Genomic DNA, 20,144 nt, shown 5'->3' with positions numbered 1-20,144 from the left:
TTGGTGATATTATTTGATTTTTTATTGTTTTTATTTAGTGGTTTAGTCAGCTTGGTTATTGACTGTAGGTGAATTTTTAATTTCTAGTTTTTAATTATTTATTTTTTTATTAGTTTATAAATTTTAGTTTTATATGCTATTTAGTTATATTGTGAAAATTTTTAATTAATTTGTATTGATTAGATTGGATAGGGTATTTATTAAAAATTAGAAGGTTTGGGGTTTTGATGAGATTAAAATGAAAAGTTTTGATATAATAAAACTATTATAAGGATGTATGATGTTAGATAATAAGTATGATGATAATATTTTTTTTGATAAATATGCCTTAATGCTAAGATCTAAAGTAGGATTGGATGGTGCTGGTGAATGGGAAGATTTTAAAACATGTTTACCAAGTTTAAAAGATAAAGTTATATTAGACTTAGGTTGTGGATATGGATGGCATAGTATTTATGCTTTAGAAAATGGGGCTAAAAAAGTTTTTGCTATTGATTTATCTTTAAAAATGTTAGATAAAGCTAAGACTAAAACAAGTAAATATAAAAATAAAATATCCTTTTATAGAGGTTCTTGTGAAGAAATAGATAAAATCACTGACTTACAAAATATGAAATTTGATATAGTTATTAGTTCTTTAGTTTTTCATTATATAAAGGATTATGAAAAATTAATTTTTAATATTTCAAATCTTCTTAATAAAAATGGTAGTTTGGTTTTTAGTGTTGAGCATCCTGTTTTTACCGCAAATATTTCTCAAGATTTTATATATGATAATAATGGGGATATTCAATATTTTCCTATTAAAAATTATTTTTATGAAAATAAAAATAAATATAATTTTTTAGGTGAGGGTGTGATTAAATACCACCGTACCTTAACAAGTTATATTTCTCCCTTATTACAAAATAATTTTAAAATAACCAATATTATTGAGCCAAAGCCTTCTAATAAAATTATTAATCTTTTTCCTGAATTCAAAAATGAATTTAAAAAAGAATGGCATAGGCCAATGATGTTGATAATATCTTGCATGAAAGAGTAGCTTGAACTTAGTTGTAGATAAATTAAGATTTTTTTTAAAAAATAATAATGTATTTTTAAGTGGTGGTGCAGGTGTTGGTAAGTCTTTTTTAACTATGGAGCTTATAAAATCTTATAGAGTTCAAGGAAAAATTGTTATTGTATTGGGTTCTACCGCTCTTAGTGCTTTTAATATAGGTGGGGTTACTTTACATAGTTTTTTTGCTTTTAAAAGATGTCAAAATTATGATGAGTTATATTATGAAGATAGAAAGCAAAAAGATAAACTAGAAAAATTAAAGAGAATTTTAAAACAATGTGATTTATTGGTTATTGATGAAATCTCTATGGTAAGTGCTTCGTTGATGGAAATGATTTATTATAGATTATCAAGAAGTGGTTTTAATGGTAAAATTTTATTAGTTGGAGATTTTTTTCAACTTCCACCCGTGGTTAAGCATAAAGAAAATCAAATTCAAAGTACTTTATTTCAAAATACTTTATATGCTTTTTCTTCGCAAGCTTGGAATGATCTTAAATTTATTAATTTAAAACTTAGTATTACAAAAAGAACTTTAGATAAACAATTTTACGAATATTTGTTTTTTCTTAGAATGGGTGAAGCAAATAAAGAAATATTGAATTTCTTTAAAAAAATGTTAATTAGTTCAAAAAAATTACTTGAGTATATGGATGAGTATACTTTATTATGCGCTACCAATAAAAAGACTAATCGTATTAATACTGAAAAATTAAATCTTTTACAAGGTAAAGAAAGTATATTTAAAGCAAAAGCTGAAAAACTAGATTGTACTTTAGATGATAAAACTTACGAGCAGTGGATTAATGGACTTAATTCTTTGAGTGAGTTAAAATTAAAAATAGGTGCTAAGATTATTTTTTGTGTGAATAATAAAGAAGAAAATTATTACAATGGGGAGCAAGGTGTTGTTTTAGATTTTATAAAAGATAAAGAGCAAGAATATATTCTGATAGAAAAAAATAATGGTGAAAGATTGAAATTAAAACCATATGAATATACCTTAGAAGAGTATGAGTTAGATAAAGATGAAAAACTAGAAGTTAAGATAAAAGCTAAATTTGTTCAGTTTCCTATAAAATTAGCTTATGCTATAACAATCCATAAATCTCAAGGCATGAGTATAGATAAATTAATATGTGATATTGATGGAATTTTTGAAAAAGGACAATTATATGTATGTTTATCAAGAGCCATTAATCCAAGTAATTTAAAAATAATATATAATTATAAAATGCCTTTTGAGGATTATTTTTTAAAAATTTTAAAATTTGATAAAGAGGTAAAGCGATTTTATCTGCAAGAAAAGTTTATAAATTTAGAAGAAGATAGGGAGTGATTATGAGATGGGTAGTAATTTTATTTTTTTCTTTTTGTAGTATTTATGCTAATTCTTTGAGTATAGAAGATTTTAGAACGGATTTGTATTCAAAAGCTGGAAATAATACTTTAAAAAAGATTGAAATGACTTTAGAATTTGAGGGAGAAAATTTAGAACAAAAGAAAATTACAGACGCATTAAATACTATTGTATCTAGTTATTTTTATGAAGATTTGTTTACAGAAGTGGGCAAAAACAACTTCAAAGAAACTTTGCTTAAATTTAGCAATAAAAAATACAAAACCCAAATAAAAAACATTTATATTTTAAAAATTAACTCAGTGGCTCAATTTGATATAGAAGAACTGAAGCGTTTTGTAAAAGATTTAGAAAAAAATGAAGAAGGTTTAAAAGAAACTGCTAAGCAAGAAGAAATTCAAAATATTCTTAAAGTTGCTAAAACTTCAGATCAAAATAATACCCAGCCAAAAGACATAAATGCTACTCAAACAAACAGTATTAAAGATAGTAATATAAGTTTTAATCAAGATGTTAATACAAGCAAAGAAGCTATGGATATGATTTTAAAAACTATGGAAAATGCTCAAATGCAAATGTTAGCACCAAGCAAAGAACAAGATTTGTTTAAAGAGATACCATTTTGATTAATGGATTATATCAAAATGGCTTGGAATTTTTGGTATAAAAATATTATCGTTGATATTTTGATCAAATTTTTGGTTGTAAAAATAAAGACTGACTAAATTTCCTAATTCATCTTTATAAGAAATACTGTTAAGGCTACCGTTTTCTAGTTTGATATTATATATGATATTTTCGTATTTTGCTTCATAGCTTTCGTGAGATATTGATTTTGCATTTTTAAAAATTGCTTGAAGATTTGGTAAATTTTGTAATTGAGTATAAATGGCTTGTTCTAATTCAGGTTCTATGATAACAACTTCTTTGTTGTTGATATAAATTTGCTTTTTATTCGGCTTAGTATAATTCCAAAAGGCTTTATTTTGAGTGATGATAAAATTTCCTTTGTAATTTAGCGAAGAATTATTACTTTGTACTTTTTGTTCAAAATCACTGCTAAAATTTTTAAAATTTATATCAAAAGCAAAAATATTACAAGCAAATATCATTAAAAATACAAAATATTTCATAATTATCCTTTAAAAATTTTACAAATTATATAAAATTTATGCAAATAAAATTTTATATAGTTCTAATTAAAATCAAGGTATAATTTAGCATATATTTTTGTAATTAAAGGTAAAAAAATGTTTTCTAGTGTATTTAAAGCAATATTTGGCACAAAAAATGATCGAGAAGTAAAAAAATATTTAAAGAGAGTTGCACAAATTAATGCTTTAGAGTCAAAATACCAAAATTTAAGCGATGATGAATTAAAACAAAATTTTATAGATTTTAAAACACAAATTCAAAAAGAAGAAAAAACTTTAGACCAAATACTAAATGATGTTTTTGCAATAGTTAGAGAAGTAGGAAAAAGGACGCTTAATATGCGTCATTTTGATGTGCAATTAATCGGTGGCATGGTTTTGCATGAGGGAAAAATCGCTGAAATGAAAACTGGGGAAGGTAAAACCTTGGTTGCGACTTTGCCTGTTGTATTAAATGCTATGAGCGGTAAGGGCGTGCATGTGGTTACTGTAAATGATTATTTAGCCAAAAGAGATGCAGAGCAAATGAGTGCCATTTATAATTTTTTAGGTTTTAGTGTGGGGGTGATACTTTCAGAGCAAAATAGCGATGAAGCACATAAAAAAGCTTATGAGTGTGATATAACTTATGGTACAAATAATGAATTTGGCTTTGATTATTTGCGTGATAATATGAAATTTTCAAAACTTGAAAAAGTGCAAAGAGAACATAATTTTGTTATAGTTGATGAAGTAGATAGTATTTTAATAGATGAAGCAAGAACTCCACTTATTATAAGTGGGCCTACAAATAGAACTTTAGATGGTTATATTAAAGCAAATGAAGTAGCAAAACAAATGCAAAAAGGCCAAGCAGCTGCTACTCCTCAAGAATTACCAAGTGGTGATTTTGTTGTTGATGAGAAAAATAGAACTATTATGATTACAGAGGCTGGAATTTCTAAGGCAGAAAAATTATTTGGAGTAGAAAATTTATATAGTTTAGATAATGCAATATTAGCTCATCAGCTTGATCAGGCTTTAAAAGCACATAATTTATTCGAAAAAGATGTACATTATGTATTAAGAGATAAAGAAGTTGTAATTGTTGATGAATTTACAGGAAGGCTAAGTGAAGGAAGACGCTTTAGTGATGGTTTACACCAAGCATTAGAGGCTAAAGAAGGGGTAAAAATTCAGGAAGAAAGTCAAACTTTAGCAGATATTACTTTCCAAAATTATTTTAGAATGTATAAAAAGTTAGCAGGCATGACAGGTACTGCACAAACTGAGGCAACAGAATTTTCTCAAATATATAATTTAGATGTAGTTTCTATACCTACAAATATACCGGTTGCAAGAATAGATAAAGATGATTTGATTTATAAAACTCAAGAAGAAAAATTTAAAGCAGTTATTGAAGAGATAAAAAAAGCAAATGCAAAGGGTCAGCCAGTTTTAGTGGGAACTGCAAGTATTGAAAGAAGTGAAGTATTTCATAATATGCTTGTAAAAGAACGCATTCCTCATCATGTGCTTAATGCTAAAAATCACGAGCAAGAAGCTTTGATTATCCAAGATGCGGGTAAAAAAGGTGCAGTAACCATAGCTACTAATATGGCAGGTCGTGGCGTTGATATAAAAATAGATGATGAAATAAGAGCTTTAGGAGGGCTTTATATTATAGGAACTGAGCGCCATGAAAGTAGAAGAATAGATAATCAACTTCGTGGTCGTGCAGGGCGTCAAGGTGATCCTGGTGTAAGTAGATTTTATTTAAGTTTAGAGGATAATCTTTTGAGAATTTTTGGCGGTGATCGCATTAAAAATATCATGGAAAGATTGGGTATAGAAGAGGGTGAGCATATAGAAAGTCGCATTGTTACAAGAGCTGTAGAAAATGCTCAAAAAAAAGTTGAAAGTTTACATTTTGAAAGTAGAAAACATTTGCTTGAATATGATGATGTGGCTAATGAGCAAAGAAAGACTATCTATAATTATAGAAATGAATTACTAGATGAAGAATTTGATTTGCAAGATAAAATTTTAAAAAATATTGTTGAATATAGCAATCATTTGGTAAGTCAAATTTATCTAAATGCAGAGCTTGAAGATGATGTTAAGCATTTTGAAAGCTTAAAGCAAAAAGTAAGTTATGAGTGTAACCTTGAGCTAAACGAAGCTGATTTTAAAGATTTAGGTGTGATTGAAGTAGAAAACAAATTAAGTGAAATTTTAGAAAAAGCTTATAAAGACAAAATGAGTATTATTGAAGATAAGGAAGCTAGAAGAATTGAAAGAATTTTATATCTTCAAATTTTAGATAATCTATGGAGAGAGCATTTATACCAAATGGATATTTTAAAAACTGGTATAGGTTTAAGAAGTTATAACCAAAAAGATCCTTTAGTGGAGTATAAAAAAGAAAGTTATAATCTTTTCATGGAGCTTGTTGAGCGTATTAAATTTGATAGTTTAAAATTGTTATTTAATGTAGTTTTTACTCAAAAAGAAGCACAAAATTTTGAAGAAAAAAGCCATGAACAAAATGAGCAGTTTTTATCAAATACTACAGAAAGTGGTGTTAATGAAAACGGTGAAGCACAAATTACTAAAGTACCTAGAAATTCACCTTGTCCTTGTGGTAGTGGCAAAAAATATAAAGAATGTCATGGTAAAAGTGGTCCTAAAAAAGGTATTTTAGCTTAAGGTTTGAGATGAATTTAGTTATAGTTGAAGATGATATAAATATGAGAAAATCACTCGAAATAGCTTTGGGTGAGTATGAAGAATTTACTATAAAATCCTATAAATCAGCAACTGAAGCGCTAAAAAAATTAAATGATGATGTTGATTTAATTATTACAGATATTAATATGCCGGGTATGGATGGTATTGAATTTGTACAAGCTTGTGAGAATAAATATGATTTTATCATTATCACAGGTAATGCAACGCTAAATCGCGCTATAGAGGCAGTAAGGCTTGGAGTAAAAGATTTTCTAGTAAAACCATTTGATATTAATACTTTAGTTACCGCAATAAAACGCGCAAAAATAATTCAAGAAAAGACTTCTAAAAAAACAAATAAAAAGACTACTAAAAAAGAAGAAAATCAAGATTTTTATGGTACTTCTAAGGCTTTGGAAAATTGTCTAAATTTGGCTTTAAAAGCTGCTAAGACAGATGCAAGTGTGCTTTTTTTTGGAGAAAGTGGGGTAGGTAAAGAAGTTTTTGCAAATTTTGTGCATAAAAATTCAAAAAGAGCACAAAAACCTTTTGTGGCTATTAATATGGCAGCAATTCCATCAAATTTGATAGAAAGTGAGCTTTTTGGTTTTGAAAAAGGTGCGTTTACTGATGCTAATACTACTAAAATAGGGTTGTTTGAGCTCGCTAATGAAGGCACTTTGTTTTTAGATGAAATAGGTGAAATGCCTTATGAAATTCAAGCAAAATTATTAAGAGCTTTACAAGAAAAAGAAATTACAAGATTAGGGAGTACTAAAAGTATAAAGATTGATGTAAGAATTATCAGTGCAACTAATGCTCATATAGAAAAAAAGATTGCAGATAATGAATTTAGACAAGATTTATATTATAGACTTAATACTATTCCTATTAATATACCACCGCTAAGAGAGCGTCAAGAAGAAATTTTGCAAATTGCGCAAAAGGTATTACTTGATACGTGTAAAGAATATGATTTTAATGAGAAAACTTTAAGCCAAGAAGCACAAGATGCTTTATTAGCTTATGATTTTCCAGGTAATATTAGAGAATTGATTTCTATTATACAAAGAGCTTGTATTTTAAGTGAAAATGATAAGATTAGTGCTCAAGATTTATTTTTAGAAAGTAGAAAAAGTAAAGATATTAAAAATCTTGAAAAAGAATTGATTTTAGAAGCTTTAAAAAATTCGCAAGATATTACAGAAGCAGCTAAGCTTATAGGGATGAGTGAGAAAATTTTTAGCGAAAAAATGAAAAAATACAATATTACTTAAAAAGGACGGACAATGAAAAAAATAGCTATTGTAGGTGCAACAGGAGCAGTTGGTGAAGAACTTTTAAATGTCTTAGATGAGCTTGATTTTCCAGTTGAAAGTATTTTGCCATTAGCAAGTGTAAAAAGTGCAGGTAGTGAAGTAGAATTTAGAGGTAAAAGCTATAAAGTAAAAGAATTAACTCCAAGTGTTTTTAAAGAAAATCCTGTAGATATTGCTTTTTTTAGTGCTGGAGGAAATATAAGTGCTGAGTATGCAAAATACGCAGTAGAATGTGGTGCTGTGGTGATTGATAATACGAGCCATTTTAGAATGGATGAGAATGTTCCTTTGGTGGTTCCTGAGTGCAATAGTGAAGATATTAAAGATTGGGAAAAAACAGGGGTTATTGCTAATCCAAATTGCTCTACCATACAAATGGTACATGTTTTAAAACCACTTGATGATGCATTTAATCTAAAAAGAGTAGATGTAAGTACTTATCAAGCAGCAAGTGGCGCAGGTAAAGAAGGTATGGAAGAACTAGTTCAAGGAATGCAAAGTTTTTTTGCTTTTAAACTAGATAAATTTGAAGCAAAAACTTTTCCATATACTTTGGCTTTAAATTTGATTCCTCAAATTGATGTTTTTAGCGACAATGGCTACACCAAAGAAGAATTAAAAATGGTAAATGAAACGCAAAAAATATTGCATAAAAAACTTGAAATTTCAGCAACTTGCGTAAGAGTTCCTGTGCTTAGAAGCCATAGTGAAGCTATTACTATGCATTTTGAAAAAGATGTTGATGTTGCTAAAGTTAGAGAGATACTTTCTAAAGCACCAAGTGTTGTTGTGATTGATGATGTAGAAAATAAAAAATATCCTATGCCACTTTTTACAAGTGACACTAACGAAACTTATGTAGGAAGAATTAGACGTGATATTAATCACAAAAACATTTTACATTTATGGTGCGTGGCTGATCAAATTCGTGTAGGAGCTGCTACAAATGCAGTGCGTATTGCGCAAAAATGGCTAGAATTGGTTTAAAAAGGAGAAAAATGCTAGAAAGATTTTTTGAGAATTTATTAGTTAAAAGTCGTTTGGTTACTATTTTACCTGTGATTTTTGGTTTAATAGGGGCTTTTGTTTTATTTTTTATCGCAAGTTATGATGTGATTAAAGTTTTAAAATATGTATTTGAATACTTTATGTTGCCAAATTCTACGGTAGATTTGCATGAAGATATTGTTGGTTTGATTATAGGAGCTGTGGATTTATATTTGATGGCTTTGGTTTTATTTATTTTTTCTTTTGGAATTTATGAGCTTTTTATTAGCGAAATAGAGGATTTTAAACAAACAAAGCAGTCAAAAGTTTTAGAAGTGCATAGTTTAGATCAGCTAAAAGATAAGCTTGCAAAAGTGATCATAATGGTTTTAGTTGTAAATTTTTTTCAAAGAATTTTACAAATGCAACTTAATACAGTTTTGGATATGACTTATTTAGCAGGTTCTATTTTGGCTCTTTGTGTGGGACTTTATTTCTTGCATAAAAGTGATCATTAATAAGGAATAAAAATGATTTTTATTGATGCGTGTTTTAAAAAATCAATTCCTTATACTCCGGTTTGGATGATGCGTCAAGCAGGAAGATATCTACCTGAGTACATGGAAGTTAGAGCAAGTGCTGGGGATTTTTTATCACTTTGCAAGGACTATAAAAAAGCAAGTGAAGTTACTTTGCAACCTGTGGATATTTTGGGCGTTGATGCAGCTATTATTTTTTCAGATATTTTAGTAGTGCCTTTAGAAATGGGTATGGATTTAAAATTTGAAAAAGGCGAAGGGCCGGTATTTTCAAATCCCATTAAAACTAAGGAAGATTTGGAGAGATTAGATGTTGAAAAAAGTATTAAAAATCTTTCTTATGTTTATGATGCACTAGCGCTTACTAGAGAAAAACTTGCGCATGATAAAGCTTTGATTGGTTTTTGTGGAAGTCCTTGGACTATTGTTACTTATATGATAGAGGGTGGTGGTAGTAAAAATTATGCAAAATGTAAAAAATTAGTTTATCAAAATCCTGAATTTTTACATCAAATTTTATCTAAACTTACTTTAGCTTTAAAGCATTATATTCAAGAACAAATTAAAGCAGGAGCTAATGCTATACAGATATTTGATAGTTGGGCAAGTGCTTTAGAAAAAGAGATGTTTTTTGAATTTTCTTTTAAATACATGCTTGAAATTGCTGATTTTATCAAAGAAAAATATCCACACATTCCCGTGATTTTATTTCCTAAAGGTGTTAGTGGATTTTTGGATGGTATAAATGGAAATTTTGATGTTTTTGGTGTAGATTGGAGTACGCCTTTAGAATTGGCAAAAGAAAAATTAGGCGCTAAGTATACTTTACAGGGTAATATGGAGCCTTGTAGATTGTATGATAAAAATGCGATTGAAGTAGGAGTGGATAAAATTTTGAATATTATGCAAGATAGTGCACATATTTTTAACCTTGGACATGGTATTTTGCCTGATATTCCTGTTGAAAATGCTAAATATTTTATCAAGCTAGTTCAAGAGAAATCTAAAAAGTGAACAAAATTACCTTTGGCCCCATAAGCTCGAGAAGATTTGGGCTTTCTTTAGGGATTGATTTAAGTCCAAATCAAAAGCAGTGCAATTTCGATTGTGTATATTGTGAGTTGCAAGCTGCAAAACCTGTGGAAAAATCTTTAGTATATCCAAAAATTCAAGATATCTTAGAACAGGTAAAGCAATCTTTAGCTAGCGATGTGAAATTTGATTTTCTTACATTAACTGCAAATGGTGAACCTAGTCTGCATCCTTATTTAAAAGAATTAGTTTGCGAGTTAAATAAAATAAAACAAGATAAAAAACTTTTGATTTTAAGTAATGGTAGTGGTGTGTTAAATCCAAATGCATTCAATGCTTTATTGGATATTGATGTAGTTAAATTTAGTCTTGATAGTGCTAAAGAAAAAACATTTTATAGAATAGATAAAGCTCTAAAACAAATTAAACTTGAAGCAATGATTGATAAAATGATTACTTTTAGGGAAAAATTTCTAGGTGAGCTTGTTATGGAAGTTTTAGTTGTACAAGGTTTAAATGACAATAAAGAAGAAATGTTAGCTTTAAATGAGGTATTTGATAAAATAAAGCCATTAAGAGTAGATTTTAGCACTATTGATAGACCTCCAGCTTATCCTGTTAAAGGTGTATCTATGGAAAAATTAGAAGAATTAAGTATGTATATTAATAGCGCCCCTGTTGTGCTTGCTAAGCATTATTATAAAGGTGAAAAAATTGATTTTAATACTCAAGAGCTTTTAAAAATGTTGCAACTTAGAGCTCAAAGTGAATTTGATGTTGAAAATAAATTTAGTCAATATAGCAAAGATATATTAGAAAAGCTACTTAAGGAGCAAAAAATTATTGTAAAAAATCTAGCTGGAGTGAAATTTTATAAAAAAATATAATTTTTTACGAAAAACTCTTGACAAGAGTATTTTTTTCTTATATAATACCATTTCTTGTTTATTGATGTTCCGGATTAGCTCAGCGGTAGAGTAGTCGGCTGTTAACCGATTGGTCGTAGGTTCGAATCCTACATCCGGAGCCACTTCTTTTTAAATTATAATCCTGATTTTATAAGTGTTAAGTAAATTATATGATTTTATATAACTAGTATTTTCGTAACGAAAATACTAGTTTTTGATATCAAAAGTAAAGAATTTGCTTTCGAAGTTATTGCCTACTTTTTCATACTGAAACATAGCAGGTTCTAGGTTTTGCACTTCATGGTATAAAAGTCCTAAAGCAAGTCTTGCTTCTAAGGTTTCTTCGTTTTCTAATCTTGCAAGTTCAAGTAAAGCAATGGCTGAGTTTGGATTATTTGAACCTATTGCTGCAACTGCGGCTAAAAATAAAGTTTGAGCATCTTTAATTTTGTAATCATCTATTAAAATATTATAAAGTGTATATGCTTCTTGGTATTCTTTTGCAAATATATCTACATAAGCTAGAGCAAAGATTAATCCAATGGAATTTTTATTACTCATGGCTAGTCTTTTTTTAATATCATTTCTAACATGATTAAGCAAGCCTGTTATTTGCATAAGCGTTACATAGCTATCTTTAACTATCCCAGCTCCTCCAAATAAAGAATTATAATCAAGTTTGGTATTTAAAAAATACATTTGAGCTTGTTTGGCGTATTCTTTGATATTTAAATTCATATTTTTGGAGTTAAAATATAAAATATTGCTAATAATATCCTCACTTAATAAATCTTTTAATTCTTTTATTTTTTGGTTTCTTAGGGTTTCAAGATTATTGCCATTTGCAGCTATAATAGCAAATATTAACTCCAAAGGTGTGTTATTAGTATTTGAAAGATTATCTAGGTAAGGAATAGTAGCAGTAAAGTCATTTTTAGCTAAATATAGTAAATATTTATATATATTGTTGTTTTGATCAATGGTATTATCTGCTTGGAGATTTTCTAAAAGTTCATTAGCAAGTTTTGTATAATCTTTCTTTGCTAGATCCATACAATATATGCCAAAAATTCCTGCAATATAATTTTTAGGATTTAAATGATATGCGGTTGAAAAGTGCTTGTAAGCATTGTTATAATCTTGTAATTGTGCGTAAGTTAGGGCAAGATTATAATGAATTACATCATGAGCATGATAAATTTCACTTAAGTTTTTAAATTCTTGATTAGCTTCTCTTAGATGAAAATTAAAAGCTAAGTTAATAGCATGAGATAATTCTATATTAACCCCTGACAAAGCCTTACTTTTAACAAGTAATTCATTTTCGTACTCATATCCTTGTATAAAATTTCCCAAATCAGCCTTTGTGATAAGCTCCATGCTTTGTTTAACATCAAAAACACGATATGGTGAAAAGTAAAACAGTAAATCATATATTTGTTGTTTTCCAGTAATCAATCTCTTGGCAAAATTTTGTTGGGCAATATCAATATTTGAAAAATTTCTTTTTAATCTTGTTTTGATATTATAGTATTTTGAACCTATATCTTTATCTTTGATGTAAAGAGCTTTTAAAATTTGCGCACCACTTTCAAATTGACCGGTTTTTAATTCAACTAAGGCTAAAGCAACCTTACTTCTAGCTTCATGTTCTCCTATCTTTGAGGCTTTTTCAAGATATTCTTTAGCTTTTTGATAGTCTCCTGATTTTGCATATAATAAGCCTAAGGGCAAACTTGCTTCATAATCTTCTTGTTTTTGTAAAAAATCAATGGCGTTTTTTTCTGATTTTAATAGAGCATAAACTTTTGCTCCAAGATAATAAGATTCACCTTGATAACCATTGATGTTGTTTGAGCGCATAAACATTTGCAAAGCTTCAGGGTAAAATCCTTGATAATAATTAATTAAACCTAGATAATAATCATACAAAGATGATTTGGAATCTTGTGGTAAATGCACTCTTGCTAAGTCAAGATAGTAATTAAATTTTTCTTTATTACCAAGATTAAAATAGCACACAGCAGTGTTTATGGCAGCAGCCACCTTGTGTTCTTCTAATTCCAAAGATTGCTTGAAATTTTCAATTGCGCTAGCATAATCTTTTTGTTTCATTTGAGCTACGCCAAGATTATAACTAGATAGGGATTGATTAAAAATGTTAATGTTATTGTAAAGTTCTAAAGCGCTTTCTACATCACCTTTTTCATATAATAAATTTGCTTTTTGCACTACAAGATCTAATGCTGATTGTTTTACTTTAGTGATGCTTGAGCTAGTATTATCATCTAAGACTTGAGTATTTAAAATAGCTTGTTTATCTTCTTTGAAAACTATGAGTAAAATTAAAACTACAAGCAATATTAGAGCAAGAGCTCCAAGTGCAGAAATTAAAATAATAAATTTTTTATCAAAAAGCTTTTTTTTCTCTTCAGGTTGTGGTGCTTGAGGTTCTTCTTCCACTCTTTGAAAGGTACTTTCTTCCTCCTCTAATTCAGGAGGTATCATGCCAGGAGGGATAGCTTGTTCTTCTACTCCTGGATTTTCATCTAACTCAGAGAAAGCTTTTTCTTGGTTGTCTTGTTCTTTAAGTGTTACTTCTTCGGCCATGTTTTCTCTTAAAAGTATTTTCTTAATACATCAGGAATTCTTATATTTCCATCTTTTTCTTGATAGTTTTCCATAATAGCTACCAGGGTTCTTCCAACAGCTAGCGAAGAGCCATTAAGTGTATGCACTAATTCGTTTTTGCCTTTATCGTTTTTAAAGCGAATTTTTGCACGTCTTGCTTGAAAATCTTTACAATTAGATACAGAGCTAATTTCACGGTATTTATTTTGAGATGGAAGCCAAACTTCTAAATCCACTGTTTTTGCAGCTGAAAAACCTAAATCTCCAGTACAAAGCATCAAATGTCTGTGTGCTAGACCTAAAGAGCTTAGCAAATCACTAGCACAATTTAGCATTTCTTCAAACATTAGCTCGCTTTGATCAGGCTTGCATATACTAACAAGTTCTACTTTTTCAAATTGATGTTGTCTTATAATACCTCTTGTGTCTCTACCTGCACTTCCTGCTTCTTGTCTAAAACAAGCGCTATAGCAAGTCATTTTTAAAGGTAATTCTTCTTGAGCTAAAATTTCATTAGAATAAAGATTGGTTACAGGAATTTCAGAAGTTGAGATGAGGTATAAATCATCATTTTCTACCTTATACATATCATCTTTAAATTTAGGAAGTTGTCCAGTACCATACATGGTCGCACTATTTACTAAAAATGGCACATTAACTAACTCAAAACCTCTACTTCTATTAAAATCTATCATATAATTTACTAAGGCTCTACTTAGTAAAGCTCCTTCATTTTTAAGTACACAAAAGCGACTTTGCGAGATTTTAACTCCTCTTGTAAAATCAAGCCAATTTAATTTTTCTCCTAAATCATGATGTTCTTTAATTTCAAAATCAAAACTAGGTGGGGTAAGAACTTTTTTTAATTCTACATTCTCATCCTCATCTTCCCCAAAAGGCACACAATCATCAGGGGTATTTGGTACTGCTAGAGCAATTTGCTCCAGTTTTTCTTCTAATTCATTAACGATTTTTGATTGAGTATTAATTTTTTCTTTATTTTGACTTAGTTGTGCTTTTAAGCTTTCTTTATCTTGTGCTGTTGCAAGTTCTTTGCTAAATTTGTTTTGAAAAGCTTGAAATTCTTCTAAAAGTGCTTTTTCTTTTTTTAAATTTATAAATAAATCACTCAATTCTTTGAGTAAATTTTCATCCACTTTTTTAGCTTTTAATTTTTGTGCAATTTCATCGAAATTATTTTGTAAAAGTTTTAAATCTAACATTCTAACTCCTTTTATAGTCCTATTTTAGCATAAATTTTTTCCATTGTTTCTTGGGCTTGTTTTTTTGCTTTACTTGCTCCAAATTCTAAAATTTCCTCAATTTTTGAAGGATTGGCTAATAATTTTTCATATTCGTCCTTGGCTGAGGCAAAATACTCGCTAATGATTTCATTTAAATACATTTTGAAATGTCCATAACCTTCGCCACCTTTTTCATAACGGCTTTTTAAAGCTTCTTGCTCTGTTTTGTCTAAAAATAATTTTGCGATTTTAAATATATTGCAATTTTGCCAATCTTTTGGATCTTCTAAAGCTGTACTATCTGTAACAATGGAAGAAATTTGTTTTTTAATAGCTTTTGGTGTATTAAAAATATCGATTGTATTTTGATAAGATTTGCTCATTTTGGCTCCATCAGTGCCAGGTACTACCGCAACTTCATCATTAACCTTAGCTTGAGGTAGAGTGAAAATTTCACCCCATTCATTATTTACTTTTAAGGCTATGTCTCTTGCTATTTCAACGTGTTGAATTTGATCTTTGCCTACAGGAACTACTTGAGCATTAAAAAGCAAAATATCTGCAGCCATTAAAACAGGGTAAGAAAAAAGTCCATGGTTGGCATTTAAACCTTTGGCGATTTTATCTTTATAGCTATGCGCTCTTTCTAAAAGTCCCATTGGGGTAAATTGAGAAAGAATCCAATAAAGTTCCATTACTTCTTTTACATCACTTTGCAACCAAAACACGCTTTTTTGCGGATCAATCCCTAAACTCAAAAAAGCTGCTGCAGCTTTGAGTGAATTTTGTCTGAGTTTTTCACCATCAAAACTTGAAGTCATAGCATGGTAATTTGCTATAAACATATACATTTGATTTTCTTCTTGCATATTTAGCATTTGTTTGATTGAGCCAAAATAATTGCCTATATGTAAATCTCCACTTGGTTGCAATCCTGTAATAACTCTCATTTTACCTCTTTTTTAATCTCTTTGATAAGTTCTTTAATACTTTTGTTTTCAATGTTAATTATAATATCTGCTTTTTTTTCATATTTTTTTGCCCTTTGATTAAAAAGAATTTTGGCATTATTTATATTTATAAGTAAAGGCCTAGTGGCTAATTCTTCCTTGCTTAATCTTTGCAAAAGATAATCAAAGCTTGCTTTTAAATATATAATTGTCCCAATGTCTTTTAGTTTTTTTTGTTCTATGAAACCACCACCACTTGCAATAGAACAATCTTGCACACAAGTTAAAAAAGAAACAAGTTTTTTCTCTTCTTTACGGAATTTTTTTTCACCATATGTTTTAAAAATTTCATCAATTTTAAGATTAAATTTTTCTTTGATTAAGCTATCCGTATCTAAAAATATTTTATTGTATTTTTTAGCATAAGCTCTTGCTATGGTTGTTTTACCACAACCCATAAAGCCTACAAAAAGGAGATTATCCTTCTTGCTCATCTTTGCTACCTTTTTTTCTTGAAGCTAAAATCAAAGGAACACCTTCAAAATTAAATTGTTTTCTAATTTGATTTTGCAAATAGCGCTTATAGCTAAAATGCAAAGCTTTTGGTCTGTTCATGATTAGAGCTATTTTTGGAGGCGCTAAGTCATATTGAACCGCATAATAAATTTTTACTAATTTACCATAATCATGCGGTAGTGGGTGGGCTCTTGTGGCTTCTTCTACCAAGGCATTTAATTTTGCAGTTGGAATTTTTTGTGTAAAATTGGCAAAAACTTCTAAGATTTTATCTAAAAGTACATGTACTCTTTTTCCGCTTAAAGCTGACACGCTTACAACGGGTGCATAAGCTAGAAATTTAAAACGATCTAGTTTTAATTCTTTTAAAGTTCTATCAAAATCAAGCTCGCTTTTATCCCATTTATTAAGCACGATAATCACACCTAGACAATGCTTGGCAGCAAGTCCTGCAATACGCTCATCAAGCTCGTTAAAACCCTCAGCTGCATCAAGCACTAAAAGTGCAATTTGAGCATTAGCTAGGGCATATTCAGTTCTATTTAGCGCATAACGCTCTAAGCCTTGTATTTTACCACGTTTTCTAATCCCTGCAGTATCTACAAACTCAATGATTTTATCTTTATGCATAATGCTTTCATTAACAGGATCAATCGTAGTGCCTGCTATATCGCTTACCACGCTACGTTCTTCTTTAACTAAAGCATTTAAAAGACTTGATTTTCCTACATTTACCCTACCGATAATTCCTACTTTAATATGGTTTTCATTGATAGTTTTTAGCTTAAAATCTCCGCTATTTTCATCAAAATTTTCTAAATAGCTTTCAAAGTCTTCTTCTTCATCTGCATTTAAAAAACTTTCATTTAAAAACTTACCAGCCCACATGCAAAGCTCATCAATGCCTATATTATGTGTAACAGAGATATTAAAAACTTCTTTTACTCCAAAATTAGAAAATTCCCAAGATCTTTCTTCATCCTTTTTATTATCCACCTTGTTAATTACTAAGGCTATAGGTTTGTTGAGTTTTTTCATTTCATAAAAAAAAGCTTTATCTTCATCATCGGGTAGAAATTTTCCATCCACCATATAAAAGATAATATCACTATTTTTAGCAGCTTTTAGTGAATTTGCTTTGACATTTTTAAAAAGCTCATTGCTCTCATCAAGTCCACCACTATCTATCAATAAGGCTTTTTTACCATCAATTTCCACTTCTATTTTGTTGGTATCCCTTGTAGTCCCACTTATGTCACTGGTGATAGCTATGCGCTTTCTTGCAAGTCTATTAAAAAGACTTGATTTGCCAACATTTGGTTTTCCTATTAAAATAATACTTTGCATTAATACTCATTTTTAAATTTTTATTTGTGATTATATAAAAATTGCCTTAAAATTAAGCAAAAAAGACTAAAATAACGGGAATTTTTATATGGAATTTATATGTTAAGAATAGTTAAAAAAAATTTAGGTATATATTTTATGATTATTGCTTCCATAGAATTTGCACTTGTAGGTGCTTGTGCAAAAATTCTTAGTGAAGAATTATCATCGATTGAAATTATGTTTTTTAGAAATATCATAGGCACAGCTTTTATGCTTTATGCGCTTTCAAAATTAAATTTTCATAAAAGCGGCGGTCGTTTGGGTTTGCTTATTTTTAGAGGTGTTATAGGAACGATTGCCTTATATCTTTTCTTTTATAATGTTTCTAATATTTCTTTAGGTGGGGCTTTTGCTTTTCAAAAAACAGCACCGATTTTTATAGCTTTAATTGCTTTTTTATTTTTTAAAGAAAGCTTGGGATTAAAAGCTTGTTTTGGGATTTTGATTGCTTTTATAGGAGTATTGTTAATTTGTCAGCCTTTTGCAGATAGTACTATGCATTCAGGCTTTGATTTGAAAAATAGTATTTTGGGAATTTTAAGTGGTTTTTGCGCAGCCTTGGCACTAACTAGCGTAAGAGAGCTTAGAAAATCATATCCAGCACCTTTTATAGCTTTATCTTTCGTTTTAATTGGTACTTTAATGCCTTTAATGTCTATGATTATAGGTTCTTTTTATGAAATAAAAGAACTTGATTTTTTAATTGCTCCTTTTGTTATGCCTAGTTTTAAAGCTTGGATTTTTATTATTTTAATGGGTGTTTTTGGAGCAATGTATCAAATTCATGTTACCAAAGCTTATGGGGTGGCAAAAAAGGCAGGAGTTGTTGCTGGGGTTAGTTATATAGATGTAGTTTTTACTTTATTTTTGGGCATATTATTAGGAGATGAATTTCCTAGTTTGATGGTTTTTATAGGAATTTTTAGCATTATTATAGGAGGAATTATTTTGGTTAGTAATCAAACAAAAGGAAATAAAAATGGAAAATAAAATAGATTTAATTTATGGTTTAGAAGATAAACCGCCTTTTGCTAAAGCTTTTTTTGCTGCTTTGGTGCATTTAATGGCTATGTTTGTGGCTGTGATTACACCTGCTTTATTAATTTGTAAGGGTCTTGGAATAGATGATACTAATACAGCTAGAATTATATGCATGTCACTTTTTGCTTCAGGTGTTGCTTCGCTTTTACAGATTAAAACTTGGGGTCCTATAGGGAGTGGACTTTTATCTATTCAAGGGACTAGTTTTAACTTTGTTGCGCCTATTATACTAGGTGGGCTTGTTTTAAAAAATAATGGTTTATCACAAGAAGCAATGCTTGGGGCTATTTTTGGCACTTTAATGCTTTGTTCTACCACTGAAATGATTATTTCTCAAATTTTACCTTTTATTAGAAGAGTGATTTCGCCTTTGGTTTCAGGTATAGTAGTGATGATTATAGGTCTTAGTTTGATTAATGTTGGTCTTGTGAGTGCAGGAGGTGGATTTGCGGCTAAGGCAAGTGGTGAGTTTGGTTCTTTACAAAATTTATTATTAGCCGGAGTTGTGATTTTTAGCATTATTATTTTAAATCGCTTTGATAATGCATATATAAGAATTTCTTCTTTGTTTATAGCTATGATAATAGGGCTTTTAGTGGCTATGACTTTTGAAAATTTTAGCTTTAATTTTAATGAAAATTTACCTTTAATGTTTTTACCTGATCCTTTGCACTATGGTTTGAGTATTGATTATAATCTCATTTTACCTTTGATTTTGGTTTTTATGGTAACTTCTTTAGAAACAATTGGTGATATTAGTGCTACTAGTGAAGTTTCAAATCAGCCAGTTAAAGGCGAACTTTATGCAAAAAGATTAAAAGGTGGAGTTTTGGCAAATGGTTTTAATTCTTTTGTTTCGGCCTTTTTTAATACTTTTCCAAACTCATGTTTTGGGCAAAATAATGGTGTCATAGCTTTAACAGGTGTTGCGAGTCGCTATGTAGGGTTTATTGTAGCTTTTATGTTGATGATTTTGGGCTTATTTCCTATTGTGGCTGATATTACTTTGCAAATTCCAGAGCCTATTTTAGGTGGGGCAACTTTAGTGATGTTTGGTACTATAGCTGCAACGGGGGTTAGGATTATCTCTAAAGAAAATTTAAACCGTCGTTCTATTATCATTATAGCTATGAGTTTGGGTATAGGACTTGGAGTTTCTAATAATCCTGATATTTTAGAATTTATGCCAATGTGGTTTAAAACTTTATTTTCTTCAGGGATTGCAGCAGGTGGGATTACAGCTATTATTTTAAATTTTGTTTTTCCTCTTGAAGAAAATAATAAAAATAAAGTAAAATAATA

The 20,144-nt window shown here is 29.3% G+C and carries 17 protein-coding genes and 1 tRNA gene; 12 read left to right on the top strand and 6 right to left on the bottom strand.

Annotated features, from left to right (window positions below):
* Positions 1 to 280 precede the first annotated feature (280 nt).
* The 3 genes from L8X36_RS06190 to L8X36_RS06180 are packed head-to-tail and all read left to right on the top strand — an operon-like array spanning position 281 to position 3,049.
* A complete protein-coding gene (locus L8X36_RS06190; protein ID WP_263683070.1) occupies positions 281 to 1,045 on the top strand; it encodes a class I SAM-dependent methyltransferase in 765 nt (254 codons plus the stop codon).
* Position 1,046: 1 nt separating this feature from the next.
* Positions 1,047 to 2,402 (top strand): ATP-dependent DNA helicase, encoded by a 1,356-nt coding sequence (locus tag L8X36_RS06185; RefSeq protein WP_263683069.1) that lies wholly within the window; start codon positions 1,047 to 1,049, stop codon positions 2,400 to 2,402.
* A gap of 2 nt (positions 2,403 to 2,404) precedes the next feature.
* A complete protein-coding gene (locus L8X36_RS06180; protein WP_263683068.1) occupies positions 2,405 to 3,049 on the top strand; it encodes a flagellar basal body-associated FliL family protein in 645 nt (214 codons plus the stop codon).
* Here L8X36_RS06180 and lolA read toward each other — a convergent pair whose 3' ends face one another.
* Entirely contained in the window at positions 3,050 to 3,556 is a 507-nt protein-coding gene (lolA, locus tag L8X36_RS06175) for a LolA-like outer membrane lipoprotein chaperone (RefSeq protein WP_263678831.1), read from the bottom strand.
* Positions 3,557 to 3,673: 117 nt separating this feature from the next.
* On the opposite strand from lolA, the gene secA reads away from it, so the two are divergent.
* From secA to L8X36_RS06140, 7 genes are all read left to right on the top strand, one after another.
* On the top strand, positions 3,674 to 6,265 hold the full coding sequence (gene secA, locus L8X36_RS06170; protein ID WP_263683066.1) for a preprotein translocase subunit SecA: 2,592 nt from the start codon (positions 3,674 to 3,676) through the stop codon (positions 6,263 to 6,265).
* Between the two features lie 8 nt (positions 6,266 to 6,273).
* Positions 6,274 to 7,563 (top strand): sigma-54-dependent transcriptional regulator, encoded by a 1,290-nt coding sequence (locus tag L8X36_RS06165; protein ID WP_263683064.1) that lies wholly within the window; start codon positions 6,274 to 6,276, stop codon positions 7,561 to 7,563.
* Between the two features lie 12 nt (positions 7,564 to 7,575).
* Positions 7,576 to 8,592 (top strand): aspartate-semialdehyde dehydrogenase, encoded by a 1,017-nt coding sequence (locus L8X36_RS06160; RefSeq protein WP_263683062.1) that lies wholly within the window; start codon positions 7,576 to 7,578, stop codon positions 8,590 to 8,592.
* Positions 8,593 to 8,603: 11 nt separating this feature from the next.
* A complete protein-coding gene (locus tag L8X36_RS06155; RefSeq protein WP_012661246.1) occupies positions 8,604 to 9,110 on the top strand; it encodes a YqhA family protein in 507 nt (168 codons plus the stop codon).
* A gap of 12 nt (positions 9,111 to 9,122) precedes the next feature.
* Positions 9,123 to 10,145 (top strand): uroporphyrinogen decarboxylase, encoded by a 1,023-nt coding sequence (hemE, locus tag L8X36_RS06150; protein WP_263683061.1) that lies wholly within the window; start codon positions 9,123 to 9,125, stop codon positions 10,143 to 10,145.
* The gene (locus tag L8X36_RS06145) at positions 10,142 to 11,050 is read left to right on the top strand and encodes a radical SAM protein (protein WP_263683059.1); all 909 of its coding nucleotides are present in this window, start codon (positions 10,142 to 10,144) and stop codon (positions 11,048 to 11,050) included. The genes hemE and L8X36_RS06145 overlap by 4 nt, the downstream gene beginning before the upstream one ends.
* Before the next feature lie 68 nt (positions 11,051 to 11,118).
* A tRNA-Asn gene (locus L8X36_RS06140) sits at positions 11,119 to 11,193 on the top strand.
* An 85-nt stretch (positions 11,194 to 11,278) separates the two neighbouring features.
* Here L8X36_RS06140 and L8X36_RS06135 read toward each other — a convergent pair.
* The 5 genes from L8X36_RS06135 to der are packed head-to-tail and all read right to left on the bottom strand — an operon-like array spanning position 11,279 to position 17,759.
* A complete protein-coding gene (locus L8X36_RS06135) occupies positions 11,279 to 13,681 on the bottom strand; it encodes a tetratricopeptide repeat protein (protein WP_263678842.1) in 2,403 nt (800 codons plus the stop codon).
* Between the two features lie 8 nt (positions 13,682 to 13,689).
* Positions 13,690 to 14,925 carry a serine--tRNA ligase gene (serS, locus tag L8X36_RS06130; protein ID WP_263683057.1) on the bottom strand — a complete coding sequence of 412 codons (1,236 nt, stop codon included), beginning with the start codon at positions 14,923 to 14,925 and terminating at the stop codon, positions 13,690 to 13,692.
* An 11-nt stretch (positions 14,926 to 14,936) separates the two neighbouring features.
* Positions 14,937 to 15,896 (bottom strand): tryptophan--tRNA ligase, encoded by a 960-nt coding sequence (trpS, locus tag L8X36_RS06125; RefSeq protein ID WP_263683056.1) that lies wholly within the window; start codon positions 15,894 to 15,896, stop codon positions 14,937 to 14,939.
* Positions 15,893 to 16,390 carry a shikimate kinase gene (locus L8X36_RS06120; RefSeq protein ID WP_263683054.1) on the bottom strand — a complete coding sequence of 166 codons (498 nt, stop codon included), beginning with the start codon at positions 16,388 to 16,390 and terminating at the stop codon, positions 15,893 to 15,895. The genes trpS and L8X36_RS06120 overlap by 4 nt, the downstream gene beginning before the upstream one ends.
* Positions 16,374 to 17,759 carry a ribosome biogenesis GTPase Der gene (gene der / locus L8X36_RS06115; RefSeq protein ID WP_263683052.1) on the bottom strand — a complete coding sequence of 462 codons (1,386 nt, stop codon included), beginning with the start codon at positions 17,757 to 17,759 and terminating at the stop codon, positions 16,374 to 16,376. Before der ends, L8X36_RS06120 begins: the two co-directional genes overlap by 17 nt.
* A gap of 99 nt (positions 17,760 to 17,858) precedes the next feature.
* Between der and L8X36_RS06110 the strand changes: the two genes are divergently transcribed.
* Together L8X36_RS06110 and L8X36_RS06105 are read left to right on the top strand one after the other, a co-directional pair.
* Positions 17,859 to 18,791: a DMT family transporter gene (locus L8X36_RS06110; protein WP_263664010.1), complete on the top strand. Its 933-nt coding sequence runs from the start codon at positions 17,859 to 17,861 to the stop codon at positions 18,789 to 18,791.
* A complete protein-coding gene (locus L8X36_RS06105) occupies positions 18,781 to 20,142 on the top strand; it encodes a uracil-xanthine permease family protein (protein WP_263683051.1) in 1,362 nt (453 codons plus the stop codon). The genes L8X36_RS06110 and L8X36_RS06105 overlap by 11 nt, the downstream gene beginning before the upstream one ends.
* Positions 20,143 to 20,144: the final 2 nt, after the last annotated feature.

This window comes from Campylobacter sp. CNRCH_2014_0184h, from assembly GCF_025772985.1.
Classification (GTDB): domain Bacteria; phylum Campylobacterota; class Campylobacteria; order Campylobacterales; family Campylobacteraceae; genus Campylobacter_D.
The sequence above is the reverse complement of the archived record's forward strand: the minus strand, read 5'-3'. Positions and strand labels throughout refer to the sequence as shown.

Coding starts and splice junctions, on each gene's coding strand:
- L8X36_RS06190 (WP_263683070.1), top strand. CDS start 281: ATGTTAGATAATAAGTATGATGATAATATTTTTTTTGATAAATATGCC.
- L8X36_RS06180 (WP_263683068.1), top strand. CDS start 2,405: ATGAGATGGGTAGTAATTTTATTTTTTTCTTTTTGTAGTATTTATGCT.
- lolA (WP_263678831.1), bottom strand. CDS start 3,556: ATGAAATATTTTGTATTTTTAATGATATTTGCTTGTAATATTTTTGCT.
- secA (WP_263683066.1), top strand. CDS start 3,674: ATGTTTTCTAGTGTATTTAAAGCAATATTTGGCACAAAAAATGATCGA.
- L8X36_RS06165 (WP_263683064.1), top strand. CDS start 6,274: ATGAATTTAGTTATAGTTGAAGATGATATAAATATGAGAAAATCACTC.
- L8X36_RS06160 (WP_263683062.1), top strand. CDS start 7,576: ATGAAAAAAATAGCTATTGTAGGTGCAACAGGAGCAGTTGGTGAAGAA.
- L8X36_RS06155 (WP_012661246.1), top strand. CDS start 8,604: ATGCTAGAAAGATTTTTTGAGAATTTATTAGTTAAAAGTCGTTTGGTT.
- hemE (WP_263683061.1), top strand. CDS start 9,123: ATGATTTTTATTGATGCGTGTTTTAAAAAATCAATTCCTTATACTCCG.
- L8X36_RS06135 (WP_263678842.1), bottom strand. CDS start 13,681: ATGGCCGAAGAAGTAACACTTAAAGAACAAGACAACCAAGAAAAAGCT.
- serS (WP_263683057.1), bottom strand. CDS start 14,925: ATGTTAGATTTAAAACTTTTACAAAATAATTTCGATGAAATTGCACAA.
- trpS (WP_263683056.1), bottom strand. CDS start 15,896: ATGAGAGTTATTACAGGATTGCAACCAAGTGGAGATTTACATATAGGC.
- L8X36_RS06120 (WP_263683054.1), bottom strand. CDS start 16,390: ATGAGCAAGAAGGATAATCTCCTTTTTGTAGGCTTTATGGGTTGTGGT.
- der (WP_263683052.1), bottom strand. CDS start 17,759: ATGCAAAGTATTATTTTAATAGGAAAACCAAATGTTGGCAAATCAAGT.
- L8X36_RS06110 (WP_263664010.1), top strand. CDS start 17,859: ATGTTAAGAATAGTTAAAAAAAATTTAGGTATATATTTTATGATTATT.
- L8X36_RS06105 (WP_263683051.1), top strand. CDS start 18,781: ATGGAAAATAAAATAGATTTAATTTATGGTTTAGAAGATAAACCGCCT.